Origin of the sequence: Pseudomonas sp. NFACC39-1, from assembly GCF_900110355.1 — a bacterium.
GTDB classification, from domain to species: Bacteria; Pseudomonadota; Gammaproteobacteria; order Pseudomonadales; family Pseudomonadaceae; genus Aquipseudomonas; species Aquipseudomonas tehranensis.
In genome coordinates this window covers 79,853-102,070 of record NZ_FODL01000014.1, presented here as the reverse complement: position 1 = coordinate 102,070, position 22,218 = coordinate 79,853, and the positions used below count along the sequence as shown (strand labels likewise).

21 protein-coding genes and 1 pseudogene are annotated in these 22,218 nt (G+C 60.2%); 9 read left to right on the top strand and 13 right to left on the bottom strand.

Going from position 1 to position 22,218, the window contains the following annotated elements:
- Window positions 1–470 precede the first annotated feature (470 nt).
- The gene (locus BMY45_RS23465; RefSeq protein WP_092402157.1) at window positions 471–749 is read left to right on the top strand and encodes a DUF3077 domain-containing protein; all 279 of its coding nucleotides are present in this window, start codon (window positions 471–473) and stop codon (window positions 747–749) included.
- A 189-nt stretch (window positions 750–938) separates the two neighbouring features.
- Here BMY45_RS23465 and BMY45_RS28695 read toward each other — a convergent pair.
- Window positions 939–1,187: pseudogene (locus tag BMY45_RS28695) on the bottom strand (type II toxin-antitoxin system RelE/ParE family toxin).
- A complete protein-coding gene (locus tag BMY45_RS23455; RefSeq protein WP_092402154.1) occupies window positions 1,177–1,419 on the bottom strand; it encodes a CopG family ribbon-helix-helix protein in 243 nt (80 codons plus the stop codon). The pseudogene BMY45_RS28695 and the gene BMY45_RS23455 overlap by 11 nt, the downstream one beginning before the upstream one ends.
- 279 nt (window positions 1,420–1,698) lie before the next feature.
- Between BMY45_RS23455 and BMY45_RS23450 the strand changes: the two genes are divergently transcribed.
- Window positions 1,699–3,306 (top strand): methyl-accepting chemotaxis protein, encoded by a 1,608-nt coding sequence (locus BMY45_RS23450; protein WP_092402151.1) that lies wholly within the window; start codon window positions 1,699–1,701, stop codon window positions 3,304–3,306.
- Between the two features lie 145 nt (window positions 3,307–3,451).
- On the opposite strand, the gene BMY45_RS23445 is transcribed toward BMY45_RS23450, so the two are convergent.
- Together BMY45_RS23445 and BMY45_RS23440 are read right to left on the bottom strand one after the other, a co-directional pair.
- Window positions 3,452–4,129, bottom strand: coding sequence for an RES family NAD+ phosphorylase (locus BMY45_RS23445; protein ID WP_092402148.1), 678 nt, complete (start codon window positions 4,127–4,129; stop codon window positions 3,452–3,454).
- A complete protein-coding gene (locus BMY45_RS23440) occupies window positions 4,129–4,539 on the bottom strand; it encodes an MbcA/ParS/Xre antitoxin family protein (protein WP_092402145.1) in 411 nt (136 codons plus the stop codon). Before BMY45_RS23440 ends, BMY45_RS23445 begins: the two co-directional genes overlap by 1 nt.
- A gap of 351 nt (window positions 4,540–4,890) precedes the next feature.
- On the opposite strand from BMY45_RS23440, the gene BMY45_RS23435 reads away from it, so the two are divergent.
- On the top strand, window positions 4,891–5,817 hold the full coding sequence (locus BMY45_RS23435) for a LysR family transcriptional regulator (RefSeq protein WP_092402142.1): 927 nt from the start codon (window positions 4,891–4,893) through the stop codon (window positions 5,815–5,817).
- On the opposite strand, the gene BMY45_RS23430 is transcribed toward BMY45_RS23435, so the two are convergent.
- From BMY45_RS23430 to BMY45_RS23390, 9 genes are all read right to left on the bottom strand, one after another.
- Window positions 5,734–6,051: an AzlD domain-containing protein gene (locus tag BMY45_RS23430; protein WP_047226873.1), complete on the bottom strand. Its 318-nt coding sequence runs from the start codon at window positions 6,049–6,051 to the stop codon at window positions 5,734–5,736. The genes BMY45_RS23435 and BMY45_RS23430 overlap by 84 nt on opposite strands.
- Window positions 6,030–6,743, bottom strand: coding sequence for an AzlC family ABC transporter permease (locus BMY45_RS23425; protein WP_047226872.1), 714 nt, complete (start codon window positions 6,741–6,743; stop codon window positions 6,030–6,032). The genes BMY45_RS23430 and BMY45_RS23425 overlap by 22 nt, the downstream gene beginning before the upstream one ends.
- Window positions 6,740–7,177 carry a GNAT family N-acetyltransferase gene (locus BMY45_RS23420; RefSeq protein ID WP_177193384.1) on the bottom strand — a complete coding sequence of 146 codons (438 nt, stop codon included), beginning with the start codon at window positions 7,175–7,177 and terminating at the stop codon, window positions 6,740–6,742. The genes BMY45_RS23425 and BMY45_RS23420 overlap by 4 nt, the downstream gene beginning before the upstream one ends.
- A gap of 13 nt (window positions 7,178–7,190) precedes the next feature.
- On the bottom strand, window positions 7,191–7,937 hold the full coding sequence (locus tag BMY45_RS23415; protein WP_092402139.1) for a 2OG-Fe dioxygenase family protein: 747 nt from the start codon (window positions 7,935–7,937) through the stop codon (window positions 7,191–7,193).
- A 233-nt stretch (window positions 7,938–8,170) separates the two neighbouring features.
- On the bottom strand, window positions 8,171–9,457 hold the full coding sequence (locus BMY45_RS23410; RefSeq protein WP_092402136.1) for an OprD family porin: 1,287 nt from the start codon (window positions 9,455–9,457) through the stop codon (window positions 8,171–8,173).
- A 348-nt stretch (window positions 9,458–9,805) separates the two neighbouring features.
- Window positions 9,806–10,009 (bottom strand): hypothetical protein, encoded by a 204-nt coding sequence (locus tag BMY45_RS23405; RefSeq protein ID WP_092402134.1) that lies wholly within the window; start codon window positions 10,007–10,009, stop codon window positions 9,806–9,808.
- A gap of 245 nt (window positions 10,010–10,254) precedes the next feature.
- Window positions 10,255–11,361, bottom strand: coding sequence for an agmatine deiminase (gene aguA / locus BMY45_RS23400; RefSeq protein ID WP_092402131.1), 1,107 nt, complete (start codon window positions 11,359–11,361; stop codon window positions 10,255–10,257).
- Between the two features lie 3 nt (window positions 11,362–11,364).
- The gene (gene aguB / locus BMY45_RS23395) at window positions 11,365–12,243 is read right to left on the bottom strand and encodes an N-carbamoylputrescine amidase (RefSeq protein WP_092402128.1); all 879 of its coding nucleotides are present in this window, start codon (window positions 12,241–12,243) and stop codon (window positions 11,365–11,367) included.
- Window positions 12,244–12,489: 246 nt separating this feature from the next.
- Window positions 12,490–15,402 carry an aminotransferase gene (locus BMY45_RS23390; protein ID WP_092402125.1) on the bottom strand — a complete coding sequence of 971 codons (2,913 nt, stop codon included), beginning with the start codon at window positions 15,400–15,402 and terminating at the stop codon, window positions 12,490–12,492.
- Window positions 15,403–15,592: 190 nt separating this feature from the next.
- On the opposite strand from BMY45_RS23390, the gene rfbB reads away from it, so the two are divergent.
- The 6 genes from rfbB to BMY45_RS23360 are packed head-to-tail and all read left to right on the top strand — an operon-like array spanning window position 15,593 to window position 22,197.
- Entirely contained in the window at window positions 15,593–16,675 is a 1,083-nt protein-coding gene (gene rfbB, locus BMY45_RS23385; RefSeq protein WP_092402122.1) for a dTDP-glucose 4,6-dehydratase, read from the top strand.
- Window positions 16,672–17,547, top strand: coding sequence for a glucose-1-phosphate thymidylyltransferase RfbA (rfbA, locus tag BMY45_RS23380; protein WP_092402119.1), 876 nt, complete (start codon window positions 16,672–16,674; stop codon window positions 17,545–17,547). The genes rfbB and rfbA overlap by 4 nt, the downstream gene beginning before the upstream one ends.
- Window positions 17,544–18,089 carry a dTDP-4-dehydrorhamnose 3,5-epimerase gene (rfbC, locus tag BMY45_RS23375; RefSeq protein ID WP_092402115.1) on the top strand — a complete coding sequence of 182 codons (546 nt, stop codon included), beginning with the start codon at window positions 17,544–17,546 and terminating at the stop codon, window positions 18,087–18,089. Before rfbA ends, rfbC begins: the two co-directional genes overlap by 4 nt.
- Complete coding sequence (gene rfbD / locus BMY45_RS23370; protein WP_092402112.1) at window positions 18,086–18,967, top strand: dTDP-4-dehydrorhamnose reductase; 882 nt, start codon at window positions 18,086–18,088, stop codon at window positions 18,965–18,967. The genes rfbC and rfbD overlap by 4 nt, the downstream gene beginning before the upstream one ends.
- A 36-nt stretch (window positions 18,968–19,003) precedes the next feature.
- Entirely contained in the window at window positions 19,004–20,812 is a 1,809-nt protein-coding gene (locus BMY45_RS23365; RefSeq protein ID WP_092402159.1) for a sensor histidine kinase, read from the top strand.
- The gene (locus BMY45_RS23360) at window positions 20,809–22,197 is read left to right on the top strand and encodes a sigma-54-dependent transcriptional regulator (RefSeq protein WP_092402109.1); all 1,389 of its coding nucleotides are present in this window, start codon (window positions 20,809–20,811) and stop codon (window positions 22,195–22,197) included. Before BMY45_RS23365 ends, BMY45_RS23360 begins: the two co-directional genes overlap by 4 nt.
- Window positions 22,198–22,218 lie beyond the last annotated feature (21 nt).

Genomic DNA, 22,218 nt, shown 5'->3' with positions numbered 1-22,218 from the left:
AATGCGAGGGCTTTGTTGTTTCTGCACATCCACTTTCCTATCCACACACTGAACTCTGTGGGAGCGAGCCTGCTCGCGATGAGGCCATCACAACCACCGACAATCTGCCATACAGACGCAAGCTCGCTCCGTCCGCCCCAGATGCGTTAATCCCGGACACAAAATTTCTAATCCCGCCAGCATGGCGCCACGATTGTCCCCTATCCAATCGACCGCTACCCTCCAACTGTCGTTGCCAATTCAGCGACCGGGCGTAGGAAACCCGAAGTAAATCAAGGCGTATCAGCTGCGCCTCGCTTACTATTGCAGGCGCTTTTTTTGTATCTGCGATATGCGTTATGGCGGCTGTGCGCGGGACACCTTCGGGTGTGCCGGGTGCCTTGATTCCCGGTTTTCCTACCCCGTGCATGGCCGCCACCCAATCCCGTAGGAAAGGACGGTTGCGGCTCTCTCAGTCAAGGAGCCAGACAATGCCAAACCCGCAAGACCTCAAAACCCCAGGCCTGACCCCCTTCTCCTTCCACTCCGATCGCCCATTGTTCCGCGTCACCAGCGGCGTCCCCATCGGCGAAGCCCTCTCCCATGCCTCCGATCTGCTCCACGTCGCCAAGCTTCTGGCCGAGGATGCGGCGATGATTCGCAGCACGGATCGGTATGCCTGGGCGTCGTGTTATTTACAGGATATGAGCAAGGCGGTGATTGATGATGTGGTGAAGGTGCTGGAGGCGCCGGGGAATATGTCCGCTTAGGTCACCGGGGACATCCGATGCTGCTCACTTAAGCGGGGGCGGCATTGGACCAGGAGCTGAGCGATTCGGGAACAGACCACGATTCCTAGCTTGAATGAATATGCAGAGACGCCAAATTAATCGTGGTCTGTGCCCGTTATTTCTTAAATGAGTCTGGAGGATGTACGTCGTCCCTCGCTTTGCGCCCCGTCACCACTTGGCGCGAGGGCGTTGCCGCGTATGGAATACCCCAAGGATTTGAAGGCGGTCACCGCGTACCCGATAGGGGATGAGATAGGACCAGTTGGGCACTGCCCATGGCCGGAAACCGGACAAGTTTGTCTACGCTGGCGAAAATCGCATCTGAGAAATCATCAGCAGCCTTGGGGTTTCAAGGGCTATATAGCTCGCTTCGTCTTCCAGGTTTCTGAGGGCTTTTTCAAGCCACTCAACCCGCATTCCTGCTCCAGCGGCGGGCGCGCATTGCCGCAACCTGGTCGTCGGTGGCGAATTTACCTTGATCAGCCTCTTCGACCGCCAGTTCAATCTGCGCAGTCAAAGCCTTCTCGTGCTCGATGTAGTCGCGAAGAACATCCATCGCCAGATAGCTACCGGTTTGGCCATTCGTCTTAGCCAGATCGGAGAGCGAGTTCGAAAGGTCTTCCGGCAGGTTCAGGGATATTCCGGTCATGGCAGCCTCGATGGTGAGCGGTTGATGAACACCTTACACCGGCAAGGGTCTGTCCCCGATTTTTTTCATTGGATCAGGCACTGAGAACCGGGCGCAGGAACAAAGGGGGCTGCTTCGCCCCCCCAATGGGAGCAAGCTCCCTCGTCACGGGCCGTGCGCAACATTCACTTAATCTTTTTTCCGCCGATACCCTTTATAGCAGCGTCGCCCGCACCAGGCGCTGCGCTTGCGCTCTACTACACTTGCCCTCAAATCCCGCCCCCTCTGGAGTATCAGGCGATGAAGATCAGGACCAAGATCATAGGCTCGGGGTTGATCAGCCTTTTCTTTGCCCTTGTGCTCGGCGGTATCGGGTTGTGGGGCTATATCAGCATGACCAGCGCCCTGGCGCGTAGCGAGACCAGTATTTCGGCCATGCGCAAGCACATGGAGGCGGACATGATGCACGACGCCATTCGTGGCGATGTGTTGGCCGCTTTGCTGGTGGCGCCGGGGGATGCCGCGGGAGCCAAGGAGGTGAGAGAGGCGTTCGATGAGCATGCACAACGGATGCGCAAGGTCATCGCCGAGAATGCCGAGGCCCAGTTGCCGCAAGCGATCGCTCAGGCTATTACCGAGCTGAAGCCGCAAGTGGAAACCTATATTGCATCGGCTCAGCAGGTGATCGCTAAGGCGTTGGGTGGTGCCCAGGATGGCCGGGCGTTGCGGACGGAGTTCGACGGGGCGTTTTCGGCGCTGGAGGAGCGTAACGAGGCGGTGAGTGAGTTGATCGAGAGCCAGGCCCATGCCACCCGCGAGCATCAGGACCACAGCATTCAAACGTCGGAGCGCTGGCTGGTTTTCACGTTGCTGGCCACCTGTGTGGCGTTGGCGCTGTTGTCCTGGAGCCTGCTCAAGGCGGTGCTTACGCCGCTGAATAACATCATCCTCAACACTCAGGCGATTTCCCAAGGGGATTTGCAACGCTCAATGGGCGCGCACAGCAAGGATGAGCTGGGCCAGTTGCAACGCGTGATCGAGCAGATGCAGGTCAATTTGCGGCAAATGATCGCCACGATCCGCGGCCAGAGTGACGAGTTGCATGGCACCTCGCGCGTATTGGGCGATACGGCGCGGCAGATTGTGTCCAGCGCCGATCAGCAGGCTCAGAGCGCCACCAGCATGGCGGCGAGCATGGAGCAGATGATGGCGAACATCAGCCAGATCCATCAGCACGCCGACAGCGCCCGGACGATCTCGGCGCAGTCCGAACAACTGGCCAGCAGCGGCGGGCAAGTGATTCTTGGGGTGGTGGAAGGCATGAGCCGGATCGCCGAGGTGGTCAATCAGTCGTCCAGCAAGATCACGGCGCTGGACGCCTCGTCTGAAGACATTCATTCGATCATTCAGGTGATCAAGAGCATCGCCGAGCAAACCAATCTGTTGGCCCTTAACGCCGCCATCGAAGCCGCCCGTGCCGGGGAGGCGGGGCGCGGCTTTGCGGTGGTGGCCGATGAGGTGCGTAACCTGGCGGCGCGCACTACTCAGTCCACCCAGGAAATCACCGCGATGATCGAGCGCATCCAGACCAGCGCCCGGGATGCGGTAGCGAACATGCAGGCTTGCGTCAGCCGCGTGGACGAAGGCGTGTCACTGGCCCAGCAGGCCGGGGTGTCCATCAGCGAAATCCGCACCGGCGCCCGGCACGCGGCAGAAGTGGTCGAGGAAATTTCCCAGACCATTGCCGAACAATCGAAGGCCAGCGATGAAATGGCTCAGAGGGTGGAGTCGATTGCCGAGCAGTCCCGCGAGAACACACGCTCGATTCACAACCTGACGCAAACAGCGGATCAATTGAACGATGCAGCGGGGTCGATGCAGGCTTCAGTGCAGCAGTTCAAGATTTGATCAAACGGCTGCATTCACGTATGTGGCGAGGGCGCGTGCTCTCGCTGGGCTGCGTAGCAGCTTCTGCTTTCAATACTCGCGAATTATTGAAAATTATGGCTGGGCAATAATTATTGCCCAGCCATAAAACACCCTAAAGCCTGACTCACACCTCGCTCACCTCAAACACAAACGAAATCTCCCGCTTCTGGGCGCTCCAGACGTAACGGATATGCTTGCCCTGCACCGGAACCGAAACCGCCGGAGGGCGAAACGCCGCGACGCATTCGTGCCCGGACAGGCGAACGCTGTTGTACAGCAAGCCCCAGGACAAGGTTTCGCGCAGTTGCCGGGCGAACACCTGGGACGGACCGTAGGCGGTGGGGTCCGGGTCGTGCAGGTGCGGGTAGTCTTGGCGGATGTCGTGCAGCGGCTTGATGACCTTGTTGACGTAAGTGCGCATGGTCAATTCCAGATCCGGCTCGTTGGTCGCTCCGAGGAATCGCGCCTGGTGGTAGCAGGTCTCGGCAATGGCGGCTTCCTGGCTGCTGGCCGCGTAGTAGACGCCGAAGGTGCCGTCGCTGAAGCGGCTGCTTTTGCCGATGTGGGTAAACGCGGCCATCACCGGCGAGGAGCCGGGCCCGGAAATGCGATCCTCGGGGCGTACCCGGGACAGCACGCCGGCTTCTTCCATGAGCCGGTCGTTGGTCAGTGCTTCCAGGGCATATGCGGTGGGCAGGTCCTCGGGATCAAGCACATCTTCGAACAGCGCAATCGGCGGGAAGCTGCTGTTGACGATCCGGTAGGCACGCTTCCATTGCGGGTCCGCCAGGGGTGGCGTCATCAACCGCGTACTCCGTCGAGATAACGCCGCACATCGGCGATGTCCACCACCCGCCCGGCGAGCATGTAGGCCAATGCCGACTGGCCGTTGAAGGGCGCAGCGGTATTGGGGCTGTTGACCCACTGGTAAGCGCGGTCCCGGCTGTTGCTGAAGATGATGCTCAGCGCCTTGTGAATGCCCATGAGATAGGAAATGCGCTCCAGTGTGTCGTGAGGCAGCCTGACGTTTTCCGGTAATTGCTTGTACTTATAGAAAGTCGTGTTGCCTACCTTGCCCAGCAACGTGCGCTGCTGCTCGACGCTGCAGCCCCACAACGCCATGAGGTTGAAGAAAAACTTCAACGCGACCCGACCCGCGTCCGGGAAGTCCAATTGTTGCTGCGCGTTGAGGCTGATGGAGGAGGTTGCCATGAGATTTGGGCTCCATTGCTAGGCTGACACCTAGAGAGTAGTACAAATACGGATAAATTATTATTTTTTGTTCGTAAACGTATTTTACCACCCTCTACCTGAACAATTCAGCCAGCCGTGTGCAGGAATTTTCTTTGCGCCAGCCACTTACGGACTCGCTGACCGCTTCGATTACCGTTGATCAGGCAAAAAACCCAAATCCCGCATAAGCTCCAACCATCGTCTGCCGGAGCTTTTCGCCACAAAACCGCGACAACCGTGGCAAGGTACATGATGATAGCCGGCATGCACTGCCTGACCAGGCCAGGTGCACAACAATAGCGAGCCCACTTAAGCAGAGGGCATTACCTCATGGATAGCAGAACCTTACGCAACCTCATGCGCATCGTGCAGACCGGCTCCTTGTCGGCGGCAGCGGAACATTCCTGCCTCACGGTGCAGGCATTGGCGGCACAGTTGAACAAAGTTGAGGAGCAGTTCGGCTTCCGGTTGTTCCGGCGGTCGAACAAGGGCCTGACGTTGACGAGCCAAGGCTCGGAACTGACGCCGTTCATGGATCAGGTGCTGGTTGCCACGCGGCAGTTGGAAGAGAAGGTCGCGGCGCTGAAGACACCCCGGCAGCGCACGCTGAGAGCGGCGCTCAATACCACGCTGCCGGCGGAGTTCAACCGGCGGATGATCGATCGGCTGATCGCCGTGTTTCCTCAGTATCAGTTGGAGTTCAGTTACGCCGAGTCGATGGAAAACCTGAGCAAGCTCAAGAATGAAGATTTCGACCTGGCGATCCTGATCGGTCCGCAGCAGAGCGGCTTTTCCAGCATCACCATGCCGGACGTTCAGGTGCAGGTGGTCGGCGCCCATTGTGGCGAAGAGGACGACTCCCTCGGTTTGCTCGGCGATAAGTTTCAGGTGCGTCCGGCCGAGGAATGTCCGTATTCCCACAGTTTCCTTCGCTTCCTGGATGCCGGCCTGGGTGAGTACGGCTCGAGTCAGCGGATGGTGTATTCCTGCAGTGAAACGCTGACATTGTCGTTGATTACCCAGCTCGATGGCCTGGGATTGGTGTCCCGGGAAGCGGCGTTGCGTAACGACTTGACGATTTTCCCGGACTTCGAGGATTTCCTCGAGGTCCGTCTGGCGGTGAATAATCCAGAGTTGTCCGGCCAGGCGCTGCACGATGTTGTGGACCTGACGCTAAAGGAACGAACCGAGCGCGATGTACGCCGCCGTGCCCACCGCCACACTGAGAAACAGGTTGCGGCTGAAATACGCACATAACAGCGTCGGAATCGCGGCATAGAACTCCGGACGGTCGAGTTGTATCTGCTGATCCTTGATCAACAACGGGGTGAGGCTGATAGCAGCGACGATCGCCACCGGCAGGTATTCCAAGGCGCGGGCGACGAACGGTGGCCAGTTTTCAGTATTGACCTGCAGCGGCAGGGCCCGCGGCAGAAAGGTCACCGCCATCATCAGGGCCACGACCAGGATCAGGAACGTTTGGTCAGGCATACGCCCACCCCGCAGCCAACGAACGTGGCAATGAAGACATTGAACGGCGAGCTGCCCAGCAGGCTCAGCCCGCCCATGCAGACGACCGCCGCCAGGGCAGCGATCAGTTTGTTACGGGTATTGCACAGCGAAACCAGCACGTAGAGCATCATCGCAGTCAGGGCGTAGTCGAGCTGGTATTTGATCAGGTGCGCCGCGTATTGCGCACACACCGCTCCCAGCAGACCGCCGAGCACCCAGGAAGTGTGGCAAAAGAGGTTGAAGCCGATCAGGTAACGCACGCTGACCGGCGCCCCGGTGCCGAGTTTGACGCTGTGGAAGGCGAACGACTCATCCGTGAGCCCTGCCGCGTAGCACCAGCGCTCGAAACGACTGAGCCCCAGCGCCCGCAATGCCTTGGCCATGTACACCGACATCAGCATGTGCCGCGCGTTGATCAGAAAGGTGGTGAGCACGATGGTGGTCAGCGATGCTCCACTGGAAATCAACGCCAGCGCCGCGAATTGCGAAGCGCCCGCGTAAACGAACAGGCACATCGCCACCGGCAGCCACAAGGGCAACCCGGCGTTGACCGCCATCAGACCGAACACAAACGAAACCGTAAAATAACCCGCTACCACCGGACTGGCTTCAGCAAAGGTACGCGAGGCTTGTGGTTCGACCACCAGCGGCTGGCTGGAAGTCTTGCTCATAGATCCCTCTCGAAAGTGATTTCACCCCGAGGCTCACAAAAGCCTTGGGCTGCCCAAAACCGCTTGCCGGCCAGATTAGCATCGTCGACGAACAGGAACATGCGCAGTACGCCGACCCGCTTCATGTCGGCCGATGCCGCCTCCACCAGCCGCTGGCCCAGGCCTCGGGTGCGATGCCCTGGGCTGACGGCCAGGTGATTGATGGTGCCACGGGTGCCGAGCATGCCGCCAATCACCGCCCCCACCACCTCCCCGCGGACATCAACGGCCAGGTACGCAGTGGTGGTCTCCTGCAACAACACCCCACGCAAGAATCGGGCATCCTGCCACTCGCAGAACGACACTTCGTCGAAACCGCGAAAGAACTGCTCCAGTCGTTCGGCGTCCCTGACCATTGCCCGGCGCAACAGAACCTGTTGCTCCAGATCGTCCATGGGTTCGAGCTGTTCAGCGAACAATGTCAAAAGCGGTCCCGGGCCGCGAGAAGGAAATCGCCAGGATCTGCCTGAAAGCCATTTCGTGGCTATGGACGTTCCGGGCCGGGGTGACGTAATGGCGCATGTCGCGGTCGAGGAAGAACGTGGTGTCGAGAATGTCCTCGTAGGTAATCGCCGCCAGTTGTTCTTCCTGGGCGGTGTACAGACGACTCTCTGCGCCGGCCACATTATGACGGCCCCAGAAGTGCACGCCGCTGAACGGGTACCCGTCGCAATGAATCCCTTCAGGGGTGATTTCCAGTTGCTTGCCCGGCTTGATCTCGATACGGATCTGGTGGATCTGGCACTGCCAGATTTCCTCGTGCAGCTCCTGAGGAAGGACGTTCTTGTACACCTCAAAGTCCGTGTCGATCAGACTGCGCATCACCGGTGAGTTGATCACTTCGTTGGAAAAGTCCTGGAAATGCCGCTCCAGTCCACCGACATAGCTGTTGTTAGCCTTGGACTGAATGTAGGCCCGGTGCTCGAGCTGCGAGAGTTCGCGGGTCCTGGGGTTGTATTCGAAGTCGCTGTAGCGGCGAAAACGCATGCCTGACTCGGCCTGGCCGTAGTAGCTGTCGGGCTCCATGTTTTCCCAGCTCTTGGTCAGCCGGACAAAGTCACCGAAATGACCGTAGAGATTGAAGTCTCCACCGCGGACATTGACGTATTTGTCACGTCTGAGCGCTTCGCCGACTTCCCTGTTCAGAACGATCATTTTTCATAGGTCTCCACTGCATTGAGCAGCCTAATCTAGTGGGTACAGTATTTACGTCCATGAGAAAGTATTTGAGGCATTTCAAGCCATGCTTGAAACGGTGGGCAATGTTTCATTAGTACGACTTTTTCTCGGAAAAACAGACTGTTCCAACGGTTTTTTTGCCGTCCAAAGAAAAAACCCCGAGTTTGCGCTCGGGGTTTTTCATCAGGCGTTTGGAACGTGATCAGGCATCAGAAGACGCTGATCGGATAATCCACGAACACCCGCAGCTCATTGCCGCTAACGTTGTACTCGCTGGATTTTTGCGAAACACGCAGGAACGAACTGCGCAACCGCACGCTCAGGTCTTTGGCGGGGCCGTTTTGAACCACGTACTTGAACTGGTTGAAGATCTCGCGCTCAGTCCCGCCTTCGCTGGTGGAGGTGGTGATGTTATCGCCACGCACATAAGCCACGTTATACGTCAGGCCGGGGATCCCGAACGTGGTGAAGTCCAGGCCATAACCCAATTGCCAGCTGCGTTCGTCTTCAGCGTTGAAGTCGGACCAGAAGGAGTTGGCCAGGTAGATCGTGTTACCACCGTCACCGACACGATTCTGCTCACGCTGATAACCGCCGTAGGCATAGCCCAGGTTGCTGTCGCCAGTGCTGCGCTGGTGGGCGAGCGTGAAACTGTGCGGCCCGGTGGCGAAGGTAGCGGCCAGGCTCCAGATCTTGTTGTCATCGCCGGTGACGTTGTTTTCGCGAACATAGCTGTTGTCCAGCTTGGTGCGATAGCCGTTGAAGTCCAGGGTCAGGGACTGATCCTTGGCCAATGGGAATACGTAGTTGGCGTTCACGTACTGCTTCTTCAACACGTCCTCGACATCCGAGGCGTAGAGCGAAGCCTTGAACTGCTCGGTGAACTGATAGCTGCCGCCCAATACGTTGATCGACTTCAGGCCACCGCTGTCACGACCCTCGGCGCTCTTGCGCGACTCGGCGGTGAAACGTCCAGCGTTCAGCTCCAGGCCCTTGATCTCTTTAGAAGTGATCAGCGTGCCGGTGTAGCTTTCCGGCAGCAGGCGCGAGTTGTCGTAGCTCAGCACCGGCAGGGCCGGCATCTGGTCACCGTAGGCCAACACGGTACTGGAAACACGGAACTTGACCGCTGCGCCAAACTTGGACAGGTCATCGGCCGCGTTACCGCTGTCGCCTTGCTTGAAGAAGTCGATGCCGCCCGCACCGCTGCGACCTTTGCCGCCATCCAGACGCAGCGCGTACAGACCGAAGGCGTCTACACCCACGCCCACAGTGCCTTGGGTAAAACCGGACGAGAACGTTCCGATAGCGGCCTGGCCCCATTCGGCTTTGTCTTCATTTCCGTTTTTGTAGTCGCGATTCATATAGGCGTTGCGTAACAGCACGTTCAGGCTGCTGTCCTCAACGAACCCCTTGGACTCAGCCTGGTCGCTGGCCATGGCATATGTCGTGTTTAAAATCCCCAGTGCGATCAGAGCAATGCGCTTGTTCAACATGATTATTTTCCTTGTACGGGTTGATACGCACTGCGACGGCAGCCGAAACGGCGCTTTGCGCTCTTTTTCGGACTCTTGCTCCTGAAAATAATGAAAAGGCCCGCCCACGAATGATCGTGGCGGGCCTTTTTATTATTTAAGAGTCATGGCTGTTAGCCACAGGCGTGGACGAATCCTAGTCCTGCCTTCAATGATGTGTCAATTTCGTGAATTGTCTGTAATCAGGCGAAAAAATCTAAGGAACCGGAACGGTTCGTGTGGGCGCGCCAAGTGTGACGATTCCATCTCCATCGCCCATAAAAAAAGCGCTGCCATTCCGGCCAGCGCTTTTTATCAATCCGTTGAATTCTAGCCTTGCATCACATCCCATAAAGCTTCCAGTTCAGCCTCGCTGAACAGGCCAGCCGGATAGCGTTCCTTGATCATCCGACGCGGGTCGGGTTCTCTGATCTGACGCGATCCGTTGGACTTCAACCACTGCGCCAAGGCTTTAAGCGATTCACCGTTCACAACGGCCAAGGGATGGTATGTGCGCTCGCTTATCATATTCATTCCAGCGCCCTCTCCTGGTTGATGAGCGGCCAATTTATCCAAGGTTTATGACAAAACAACTCAGCTCCGCTCCCCAGAACTGCCGGGATACAGATACAAGAGCTATGCCAATGTGCCTGCACCGCCGATCTGCGGACATAAAAAAGCCCGCATCCCCAATCAGGCCGCGGGCCAAAGCAAAATGGATCCAAAAAGCCCGGCGCAGAGCGGCCGCCAGCGCTATTACCTGGCTGTTACATCACCACTCATTTTGTGCGCGGCGCAGGCTGTTGTTGGGTAAGGCAGTGGATGTTTCCGCCCCCCAGTAACAGTTCGCGCCCCGGCACCATGACCACTTCGTGCTCTGGAAAAAGCCGTTGCAGAAGCGCTTTCGCCGGGCCATCGAGTGGATCGTCGAAGCTCGGCGCGATGATGCCGCCGTTGACGATCAGGAAGTTCACGTAGGAACCGGCCAACCGCACGGTCGGATTGCGCTCCTGGGAGCCTTGCACCGCGTCCACGCCGGCGCATTCCTCTTCGGTAGCATACAACGGCCCCGGAATCGGCATCTTGTGCACTGTGAACGGGCGTCCCTTGGCGTCAGTGCTGTTTTGCAGTACGTCCATCGCGGCGTGGCAGCGGGTGTAGTTCGGGTCCTGCGGGTCGTCGGTCCAGGCCAGCAATACTTCGCCAGGGTGCACGTAGCAGCAGAAGTTATCCACATGCCCGTCGGTTTCGTCGTTGAACAGGCCGTCCGGCAGCCAGATGATTTTGTCCACAGCCAACTGCGCGCTGAGCACCGCCTCGATGTCTTCGCGGCTCAGGTGCGGATTGCGATTGCGGTTGAGCAAGCATTCCTCGGTGGTGATCAGGGTGCCCTCGCCATCGACGTGGATCGAGCCACCCTCAAGCACGAAACCTTCGGTGCGGTAACGCGGGCTGCGTTCAATCTCGAGAATCTTGCTGGCCACTTGCGAATCCCGGTTCCACGGCGCATACAGGCCACCATCAAAACCACCCCAGGCGTTGAAATCCCAGTCGACGCCGCGCACTTCGCCACTGTCATTGATGACGAACGTCGGGCCGGTGTCCCGAACCCAGGCGTCGTCGCTGGACATTTCCACCACACGGATATTCGGCACGTCGAGATGCGCCCGGGCATTTTCGTATTGACTCGCCGACACCGCCACGGTCACCGGTTCGAACCGGGCGATGGCTTTGGCGACCGCCACATGAGCAGCCTGCGCGGGCTTGCCGCCCAGGCGCCAGTTGTCCGGGCGCTCGGGCCAGACCATCCAGACCTGGGTCTGGGGTGCCCACTCGGCGGGCATGTGGAAACCATCCGCGCGGGGAGTGCTGTGCAACGTTGTCATAAATCAGGACTCCAGTGAGCCATCGAGGGTTTTGATCGAGCCGTACAGGTCCGCACGACGATCACGAAAAGTGCCCCAGGCACTGCGAATGTGTTCCAGCTCGTCCAGGTCAAAGCTGTGCACCAACACGCCTTCTTCGGTTTCGTTCAACTCCTGGACCTTTTCACCGAACTGATTGGCGATGAACGAGGAGCCGTAGAACGTGATGTCGTAGCCATCCTGCTCTTCGTTGCCGATGCGGTTGCTGGCCACCAGCGGCATCACGTTCGCGCCGGCATGGCCTTGTTGCACGCGCTGCCAGTGATCGCGGGACGAAATGCTCTTGTCGTGCGGCTCGCTGCCAATGGCGGTCGGGTAGAACAGAATTTCCGCGCCTTGCAGCGCCATGCTGCGGGCGCACTCGGGAAACCACTGGTCCCAGCAGATGCCCACGCCGATCCTGGCGTAGCGAGTATTCCAGACCTTGAAACCGGTATCGCCAGGGTTGAAGTAGTACTTCTCATGGTAACCAGGACCGTCCGGGATGTGACTCTTGCGGTATACCCCCAGGTTACGGCCGTCGGCATCAATGATCGCAATACTGTTGAAACGCGCACGACCGGCCCGTTCAAAAAAGCTGATGGGCAAGACGACCTGCAGCTCCCTGGCGACTTTCTGAAAATGCCTGATAGCGACGTTATCTTCGACCGGAGTCGCCAATTGCAGGTAGTCCGGGTTGGGCTTCTGGCAAAAGTACGGCGTCTCGAACAACTCCTGGAGCAGGATGATCTGCGCTCCTTTGGCGGCAGCCTCGCGAACCTGCTTTTCAGCGGTCTCGATGTTGGCCTCCAAGTCCCAGGAACAGGCCATCTGGGTAGCGGCAACGGTGACGATACGACTCATGAATGGAGCTCCAGAGCATGTGTGGTGCCGACTTTATAACCGATAAAAATCGTCTTTAAAAGCATAAAACGCTCAACACATCGTAAACCCTGCAGCTAAAGCCGACAAAAATCGATTTTAAGCCTACTAAATCCCGTGGGAGCGGGCTTGCTCGCGAAGACGGCGGCACATTCAACATCGCCTACAACTTCACACCGCTTTCGCGAGCAAGCCCGCTCCCACAGGGAAAGCGTTTGCCTCAGTGAGTCAAACCCCCTCGTCCAACACCTTCGCCAACATATCGACAAAGAAATCCACGCTCTGGCGGCTGGTGACCATCGGCGGTTTGATCTTGAGGATGTTCAGGTAGTCGCCGGTCGGTTGCATGAAAATGCCCAGCTCCCGCAAGCGGTTGCACAGCGCCGTGGTTTCTTCGGTGGCCGGCTCGAGGGTGTCGCGGTTGCGGATCAGCTCCACACCCAGGTAAAAACCGGAGCCATGCACCGCACCGACCAACGGATATTGGTCGATCAAGGCTTGCAGGCGGGCCTTGAAATGCCCACCCACTGCCCGGGCGTTTTCCCACAGCTGTTCTTCTTCCATGACGTCCAGCACGGCCATGCCGATCTGGCAACTGACCGGACTGCCGCCGGCTGACGAGAAGAAATACCCTTCAGCTTCCAGCGCCTCGGCGATTTCCCGGCGGGTGATGACCGCTCCCAGCGGCTGGCCGTTACCCATGCCCTTGGCCATGGTGATGATGTCCGGCACGACATCCTGTTCTTCGAAACCCCAGAAGAATTCGCCCATGCGCCCGTAGCCGACCTGCACTTCGTCAGCGATGCAGACACCGCCGCGCTCACGCACCATCGCGTAGACCTGCTTCAGATAGCCCGGCGGCAATGCGATCCCACCAGCATTGCCGTACACCGGTTCGCAGATGAAGCCGGCGAGCTGGCGCTTGTGTTCGGCGATTTTTGCCAGGTTGTGCTCGACGCTGCGCAGGTAGTCCGGCGCGCTGTTGGGGCCGCGGAACTCACCGCGATAAGTGTTTGGTGCGGTCACCGGATGTACCCAATCCGGGCGACTGCTCAGGGCCTTTGGGTTGTCGGCAATGGACGTCGAGACCGCATCGGCCGCTACCGACCAGCCGTGATAGGCCTCCAGCACACTGAGCATGTCCCGGCCGCCGCTGTAGGCCCAGGCCAGACGGATCGCCAGGTCGTTGGCCTCGGTGCCACTGTTGACCAGAAATACCCGATCCATGCCGGGCGGCGCCAGCGCCAGCAAGCGCTCGGAAAACTCGGCAATCGCGGCATAGTGAAAGCGTGAGTTGGTGTTGAGCAGCGACCACTGCCGGGCCGCCACCGCCGCCATGCGCGGATGCCCGTGGCCCAGCACCGCGACGTTGTTGAGCATGTCCAGGTAAGAACGGCCCTGCATGTCGATCAGGTGATTGCGCCAGCCGCGCTCAATGCGCGGCGGATCAACGTAATAGTGCTTCTGCGAACGGGCAAAGCTCGCATCGCGCCGGGCCAGCAATTGCTGAGGGTCGATCTCTGGCTCGGCATCGCAGGCCAGTCCCAGCAGCACCGCCGGCGAGGGGCAGAGCGCCTGCCAGGCCGACGCCCTGGATGGCGTGCAGAACAACGGGGGATTCAGGTGAGCGCCGCGACACAACTGCACCCGCAACGGTCCATCGACTTCGCCCAAGACCTGGCCCTTGACCAGCGCAGCCCCGGAATGCAGCGGCGATGTCACGCCCCACAGCCGAATGCTCAGTTGCACGCTGTCCAGTTGCAACATGCCGTCGGCAGCCTTGTGCACCACCCCGGCAAACGGCGATTCCAGCGGCGTGCCCCGCGGCACCTGCAATTCTACGTGTAATGGATAAGTATCCGGTTCAACGGCGCTGTCCGGCCGGGTCCGAGACAATCGGTACTGCCCGTAGCGGCTGGCGGCCAATCCATGGACCGCGGCGGCTTCGCTCAGCAGACGCTGGTCGATCCCCTCCTGCTCCCAGTTGCCGGCTTCGAAATGCGGGCTCAGGACACCCAGGTCGATCAGGGCGAACTCGCGGCCCACCAAGGTCGGCAACAGCGGCACAAAGCCTTCACTGGCAACGGGTGGCAGATTGTGGCCCACGCACGAGAGGATCGCCGCTTCCATCAGTTCGAACGGGACCGACTGAGCAATTCGAAAAATCTCCCACTCATGGTCCAGGTTGTCGCGGCTGTATTGATTTTCCGGGTCAATGGAGACCTGCTGTTCACCGCTAAGCACCAGCACGGCAGCGCGGGCGACGATCAGCGGCCAAAGCGCCAGCAATTCCTCATGCTGCAGCGGGTTGAGCGCGTTGTAGGCCTTGATCGCCGGCAGGATGAAAAACGGATCGCCGTCGGCATGGTGCAACAAGGCTGCACAGGTCACCGACAGATCGGTCACGCGCCAGGTGCGGATCAGATCGCCGAAATCGATGACACCCTGCAATTGCCATTGGCGCTGGGCGTCGCGCTGCCAGACCACGTTGTCATCGGTGATGTCCATGTGAATCGCCTGCACCGGCAGGCTGGCCTTGAGCGGCTGCAAGCGTCGTTCGGCCTGTTGCGCCGCCTCGGCGATCAGGTTGCGTTCTTGATCATCGTCGATGACGGGCAGCAGGTGGCCAACCAGCGCATTGGCGTGGCGGGCGTCCCATTGCAGGGTGCGTTCCAGGCCAGGGTGATCGAAAGTGGCCAGGGCCAGGTCGATGTGTGCGCACAAACGCCCCAGCCCCGTGACCAGTTCAGGTCCCCAATGGTTGAGCTGGGTGAGCGGCTGGCCATCAATGTACTCCAGCAGCCGCACATGAACCGCTTGCCCTGCGATCTCCAGGGTCAACAGATCCTGGCCATTGTTGGCAGCGATCACCCGCGGCACTTTCACCGCGCCGTGCTCGGCCAGATGCTTGAGGGCGGCATGCTGGGCCTGGAGTTCCTGGACGGCGTAGTCACCATGGCAAATCTTCAGCACAAACCGTCCGCGCTCGCTGTCGACGCGATAGTTGAGGTCCTGCTGGCTGCCCAAGGGTCGCAGGTCACCGCTGAGTCCGTAATTCGAGCGCAGCAGCACCAGCGCCTGTTCGGCACTGATCTGTGGGCTTGGCAAACTGGCACGGTGAACCAACGTGGCGAGTGGCATACAACGACCCCTGAGGTGGTTTTATCGGATGTCTATCTCGCCATTGAGTCGGGGGATAAGCAACCCCTTTACCGCAGGTCAATTGCCAAGCGCGTGAACGTGCCCCGAAATATCCTGCTTGCACCGCCCTCGCCATGCCGACAAGCTATGCTCCAATGCTTTGTTGTTCCACGGAAAAAGGCTTGATCGGATGCGCATTCTCATCACTGGCGGTGCCGGTTTTATCGGCTCGGCGCTTATACGGCACTTGATCCTAGATACTGGACATCAGGTCCTGAACCTCGACAAGCTGACCTATGCCGGCAATCTCGAATCGCTGAGCAGCATCGATCACGACAGCCGCTACGAGTTCGTCCAGGCCGATATCGTCGATCAACCGACGGTCAGTGCGATACTGGCCAGGTTCAAGCCTGAGGCCATCATGCATCTGGCGGCCGAGTCCCACGTAGACCGCTCCATCGACGGCCCGGCGGACTTCATCCAGACCAATATCGTGGGCACCTACAGCCTGCTGGAAGCCACCCGCGCCTATTGGCAGACCCTGGCCGAGCCGCAGAAACGCGCGTTTCGCTTCCATCACATTTCCACCGACGAAGTGTATGGCGACTTGCATGGCGCGGATGATTTGTTCACCGAAACCACCGCCTACGCCCCCAGCTCGCCGTACTCAGCGAGCAAGGCGGCTTCCGACCATCTGGTACGCGCCTGGCAACGCACTTACGGCTTGCCCGTGCTGCTGACCAACTGCTCCAACAACTATGGGCCGTTTCACTTTCCCGAGAAGCTGATTCCGCTGGTGATCCTCAATGCCCTGGCCGGTAAGCCGTTGCCGGTATACGGCGACGGCCAACAAGTGCGCGACTGGCTGTACGTCGAAGACCACGCCCGGGCGCTGCTCAAGGTGGTGACCGAAGGTGCCGTGGGTGAGACCTACAACATTGGCGGCCACAATGAACAGAAGAACATCGACGTGGTGCGCAGCATCTGCGCCCTGCTCGAAGAACTGGCGCCCCACAAACCCAACGGCGTGGAGCACTATGCCGACCTGATCACCTTCGTCAAAGACCGCCCCGGTCACGACCTGCGCTACGCCATCGATGCCGGCAAGATCGAGCGCAAACTGGGCTGGACGCCCCGGGAAACCTTCGAGACCGGCCTGCGTAAAACCGTGCAGTGGTACCTCGAAAACCTGCTGTGGTGCCGACGTGTCCAGGACGGTAGCTATCAGGGCGAACGCCTGGGCTCGCTCGACAACAAGGATGCAATTGCATGATGAAAGGCATCGTTCTGGCCGGCGGCTCCGGCACCCGACTGCACCCCATTACCCTCGGGGTTTCCAAACAGTTGTTACCGGTTTACGACAAGCCGATGATCTATTACCCGATTTCGGTGCTGATGCTCGCCGGCATCAAGGACATCCTGGTGATTTCCACCCCTCAGGACTTGCCGCAGTATCGCAACCTGTTGGGCGACGGCAGTCAGTTTGGCGTGCAATTCAACTACGCCGAGCAGCCATCGCCGGATGGCCTGGCCCAGGCGTTCCTGATCGGCGAGCAATTTATCGGTAACGATCCGGTGTGCCTGATCCTGGGCGACAACATTTTTCACGGTCAGCATTTCGGCGAGCAACTGCAGACGGCCGCCACCCGGCAGACCGGCGCAACGGTATTCGGTTACTGGGTCAAGGACCCTGAGCGATTTGGCGTGATCGACTTCGATCCCGAAGGACGAGCCATTTCCATTGAAGAAAAACCTACCGCGCCCAAATCCAGCTACGCGGTAACCGGCCTGTATTTCTACGATAATGACGTGATCCAGATCGCCAAAACCATCAAACCCTCCAAACGAGGCGAACTGGAAATCACCGACGTCAACAACGTCTACCTGCAGCGCGGCGACCTGCACGTCGAGCGTTTCGGCCGTGGCTTCGCCTGGCTGGACACCGGCACCCACGACAGCCTGCTGGAGGCTTCGCAATATGTGCAAACCATCGAGCACCGCCAAGGTTTGAAAGTCGCCTGCCTGGAAGAAATTGCCTACCAACAGGGCTGGGTCAGCCGCGAGCACATCCTTGAACGCGCCCAGTACTTTGGCAAGACCGGTTACGGCCAATACCTGTTCCAGATCGCCGGAGAGACACGTTGAACGTCATCGCCACCCGACTGCCTGAAGTCCTGATCATCGAACCGAAGGTTTTCGGTGATGATCGCGGCTTTTTCTATGAAAGTTTCAACGCCCGGGCGTTTGCCGAGGCCACCGGCTGCGCCTTGCAGTTCGTCCAGGATAATCACTCGCGCTCGGCCAGGGGCGTGCTGCGCGGCCTGCATTATCAAATTGAACAAGCCCAGGGAAAACTGGTGCGGGTCACGGCCGGGGAAGTGCTCGACGTGGCGGTGGACATTCGTCGCAGCTCGGCCACTTTCGGGCAATGGGTGAGCGTACGCCTATCGGCGCAGAACCATCGGCAACTGTGGGTCCCACCGGGCTTCGCCCATGGCTTCGTCGTGCTCAGCGATAGCGCCGATTTTCTCTACAAAACCACCGACTACTATGCGCCCTCGGCCGAGCGCTGCATTCGTTGGGACGACCCGGACCTGGCCATCGACTGGGAATTGCAAAGCGCGCCGATCCTGTCACCCAAGGACCAGGCCGGCAAGGCTCTGCACGAGGCCGACCTGTTCCCATGAATACCTCCTTGCGCATCCTGATCATCGGTCAGAACGGCCAGGTCTCCCGAGCGCTCCAGTCGCGCCTGACCGGCATGGCTGAGTTGATCGTGCGCGGCAGCGACCAGCTCGACCTGGCGCGCCCCGATCACCTTCGTTCACCCATCACAGCCCTGCGGCCTGACCTGATCATCAATGCCGCCGCCCACACTGCCGTCGACCAGGCCGAGAGCGAACCGGAGCGGGCCTTCGCCATCAATGCCACGGCGCCGGGCGTCCTGGCTCAAGTGGCGGTCGAGTTGGGTGCGCCGCTGATCCACTACTCCACCGATTACGTCTTCGATGGCCACAAGCCTGAGCCCTACACCGAGGCCGACTCGCCCAACCCGCTGAGTGTCTACGGGCGCAGCAAGCTGGCCGGCGAGGAGGCCATTCGCCACGCCGCCGGGCAGCACCTGATATTGCGTACCAGTTGGGTGTACTCCAGGGAAGGACGCAACTTCCTGTTGACCATGCAACGTCTGCTGCAGGAAAAACCGCACCTGCGGGTGGTCAACGATCAGATCGGCGCACCGACCTGGGCCGGGACTATCGCCGAGAGCACTGCCCACTTGATCGAATGCTGGCAGGCCGAGCGGTGCGGCGCCTGGGGAACTTATCACCTGACGGCGCAGGGCGAAACGTCCTGGTTCGGCTTTGCCCAGGCCATCGGCGAGCACCTGATCGAGCAGCACAAACCGTGCGCGGTGCTTGAGCCCATCCCCTCCAGTGCTTACCCGACTCCGGCCCCACGCCCGCTGAACTCGCGTCTGGATTGCACGCGCCTGCTTGAGCAATGGGGTGTCAGCCAGCCAGACTGGCGAAGCGCGTTGCACCAGTGCCTTGCCGCCGGACACTAGGCATAATGCGCCTGTCCCCACAGGCGCCTGATGCTCATGAATTCCACTCTTCCCCGCAGACCCCGCTGGCGCAGCCTGGCCTTGCTTGCGCTGTGCCTGGCGCCGTTGCTGTGGCCGCTGGAACATCTGGCCGAGCGTTACTACCGCAGTGAACTGGCCGGGCAGAACCGCCAGACCCTCGATCTCTACGTCGCCAACCTGTTGGGCACCCTGCACCGCTATGAAGTGCTGCCGCAGATTCTCGGTGAACTGCCGGCCCTGCGCGCCACCTTACTGACACCGGACGACGGCATCATCCAGGGCAATGCCAATCGACTGCTTAAAAACATCAGCGCCCAGACCGGTGCAGAGGTCATGTACCTGATGGACCCCACCGGCAAGACCCTGGCGGCATCGAACTGGGACAAACACGACAGTTTCGTCGGCCGCAACTTTGCCTTCCGACCGTATTACATCGAAGCCATGGCCGGGCGGCTGGGTCGCTTTTTCGGCTTGGGCACCACCTCGGCCAAACGCGGTTATTTCTTCGCCGCAGCGGTGCGCGACCGTGAAAAAGTGATCGGCGTGCTGGTGGTCAAGGTTGATCTGGACCACACCGAAAGCCTCTGGGGCAAAACCCCCGAGCAACTGCTGGTGACCGATCACAACGGCGTGGTGATCCTCACTTCGCGACAGGAATGGCGATTCCGCTCGACCCGCCCCTTCAATGACGAAGAACGCAATTCCATCAGCGCCGTACAACCTTACCCAACCCGCGACCCAAAGCCGCTGAACCTGGATGCGAACGCCTGGCTGATCCAGACCCAGTCCATCGAAGAGACCGGCTGGAGCGTGAGCATTCTCGCCCCGCGTACTCTGATCGACCGTCCAGTGCGCACCGTGGTGGTCATCGGCGGCGCGGCGTTGCTGGTCCTGATGCTGTTGCTCGGGTTGATGATGCAGCGCCGGCGGCATTACCTGGATCGTATCGCTTTCGAAGGCAAGGCCCGTCAGGAGCTGGAAGGTCGGGTGGCCGAGCGCACCAGTGACCTGGAAGGCCTGAACCGACGACTCAAGCAAGAGGTGCTGGAGCGCGAACAGGCCCAGCAGGAACTGGTCCGCGCCCAGGATGACCTGGTGCAGGCCGGCAAGCTGTCGGCCCTGGGCACCATGTCGGCCAGCATCAGCCACGAACTCAACCAGCCGCTGGCGGCGATTCGCAGCTACGCCGAAAACGCCGAAATATTGCTCGATCACCAGCGCACCGAGGACGCCCGAGGCAACCTCAAGCTGATCAGTGAGCTGACCGGGCGCATGGCCTCGATCATCGCCCACTTACGCGCGTTCGCCCGCCGCGACCGTCACGCCCCGGAAAGCGTCGCCCTGCAACCGGCGCTGGATGATGCCCTGGCACTGCTCGCCAAACGTCGGCGCAGTATGGAAGTGGAGCTGATCCGCGACCTGCCGGCCGCCACGTTGTGGGTCGAGGCCGGGGAAACGCGCTTGCGCCAGGTGCTTGGCAACCTGCTGGCCAACGCTCTCGACGCCCTGACTGAAAAAGGCCCGCCGCGCAAACTCTGGCTCAGTGCCGAAGCCACTGAAACCGGCGTCAACCTGTACATCCGCGATAACGGCCCAGGGTTTTGCATGGAAGCCCTGGCTCGCGCGGGCGAGCCCTTCTACACCACCAAGACCCGCACCCAGGGCCTTGGCCTGGGGCTGGCGATTTGCGACACCCTGATGCGCGCCTTCGGCGGTGAACTGTCGTTCGCCAACCACAAGGAAGGCGGCGCCCTGATTACCCTGAAGTTGCGCGCTGGCGCGCCCGGTGTGAGCCTGCAACCGTCCGAGGACCGTAGCGTATGACCATCGATAACCGGATTGAGGTGGTGTTGATCGACGACGATCCCCACTTGCGTCAGGCCTTGAGCCAGACCCTCGACCTGGCCGGCCTGAAAGTCCTGTCCCTGGCCGAGGCCAAAGGCGTGGCCGGGCAACTGTCCCGCGACTGGCCGGGTGTGGTGGTCAGCGACATTCGCATGCCGGGCATTGACGGTCTTGAGTTGCTCAGCGAACTCCATGCCCAGGACCCGGAGCTGCCGGTGTTGCTGATCACCGGCCACGGCGACGTGCCGCTGGCGGTGCAGGCCATGCGCGCGGGGGCCTATGACTTCCTTGAAAAACCTTTTCCCAGCGATCACCTGCTCGACAGCGTGCGTCGGGCCCTGGCTTTGCGCCGACTGGTGCTGGACAACCGCAGCCTGCGCCTGGCCCTGAGCGACCGCCATGAACTCAGTGCCCGGCTCGTCGGCCAATCGCCCTCGATGCTGCGCCTGCGCGAGCAGATCGGTGCACTGGCGGCGACCCGCGCCGATGTGCTGATCCTCGGTGAAACCGGGGCCGGCAAGGAGGTCGTCGCCCGAGCCCTGCACGATCTGTCGGGCCGGCGCAACGGCCCCTTCGTCGCGATCAACGCCGGAGCCCTGGCCGAGTCGGTGGTGGAGAGCGAGCTGTTCGGTCATGAGCCCGGCGCTTTCACCGGCGCGCAGAAGCGCCGCATCGGCAAGTTCGAGTTCGCCAACGGCGGTACGCTGTTTCTCGATGAAATCGAAAGCATGAGCCTGGACGTTCAGGTCAAACTGCTGCGGCTGCTGCAAGAGCGGGTGGTGGAACGACTGGGGGGCAATCAACAGATCCCGCTGGATATCCGCGTCATCGCCGCCACCAAGGAAGACCTGCGTCAGGCCGCTGATCAGGGTCGTTTTCGCGCCGACCTGTATTACCGCCTGAACGTCGCGCCGCTGCGTATACCGCCGCTGCGTGAACGTGGTGAGGATGCCCTGATGCTGTTCCAGCATTTCGCCGACGAAGCCAGCGCCCGTCACGGCCTCCCGCCCCACGAGTTGCAACCAGCCCAACGGGCATTGCTGCTGCGTCATAGCTGGCCGGGCAACGTGCGGGAATTGCAGAACGCCGCCGAACGTTTTGCCCTGGGCCTGGAACTGGCCCTGGACAACAGCGCGCCAGACGGCAACCCCGGCGCACCGGTCGAGCTGGTCAGCGGCGGTTTGAGCGAGCAGGTGGAAAATTTCGAGAAAACCCTGATCGCCGCCGAACTGGCTCGCCCTCACAGCTCGGTGCGTAGCCTCGCCGAAGCCCTGGGCATTCCGCGCAAGACCTTGCACGACAAATTACGCAAGCATGGGCTGAACTTCGGCGACAGCCAGGGCCATGCCGATGAGTCCGATTGAGTCTGCTTGAGTGATTGCCAT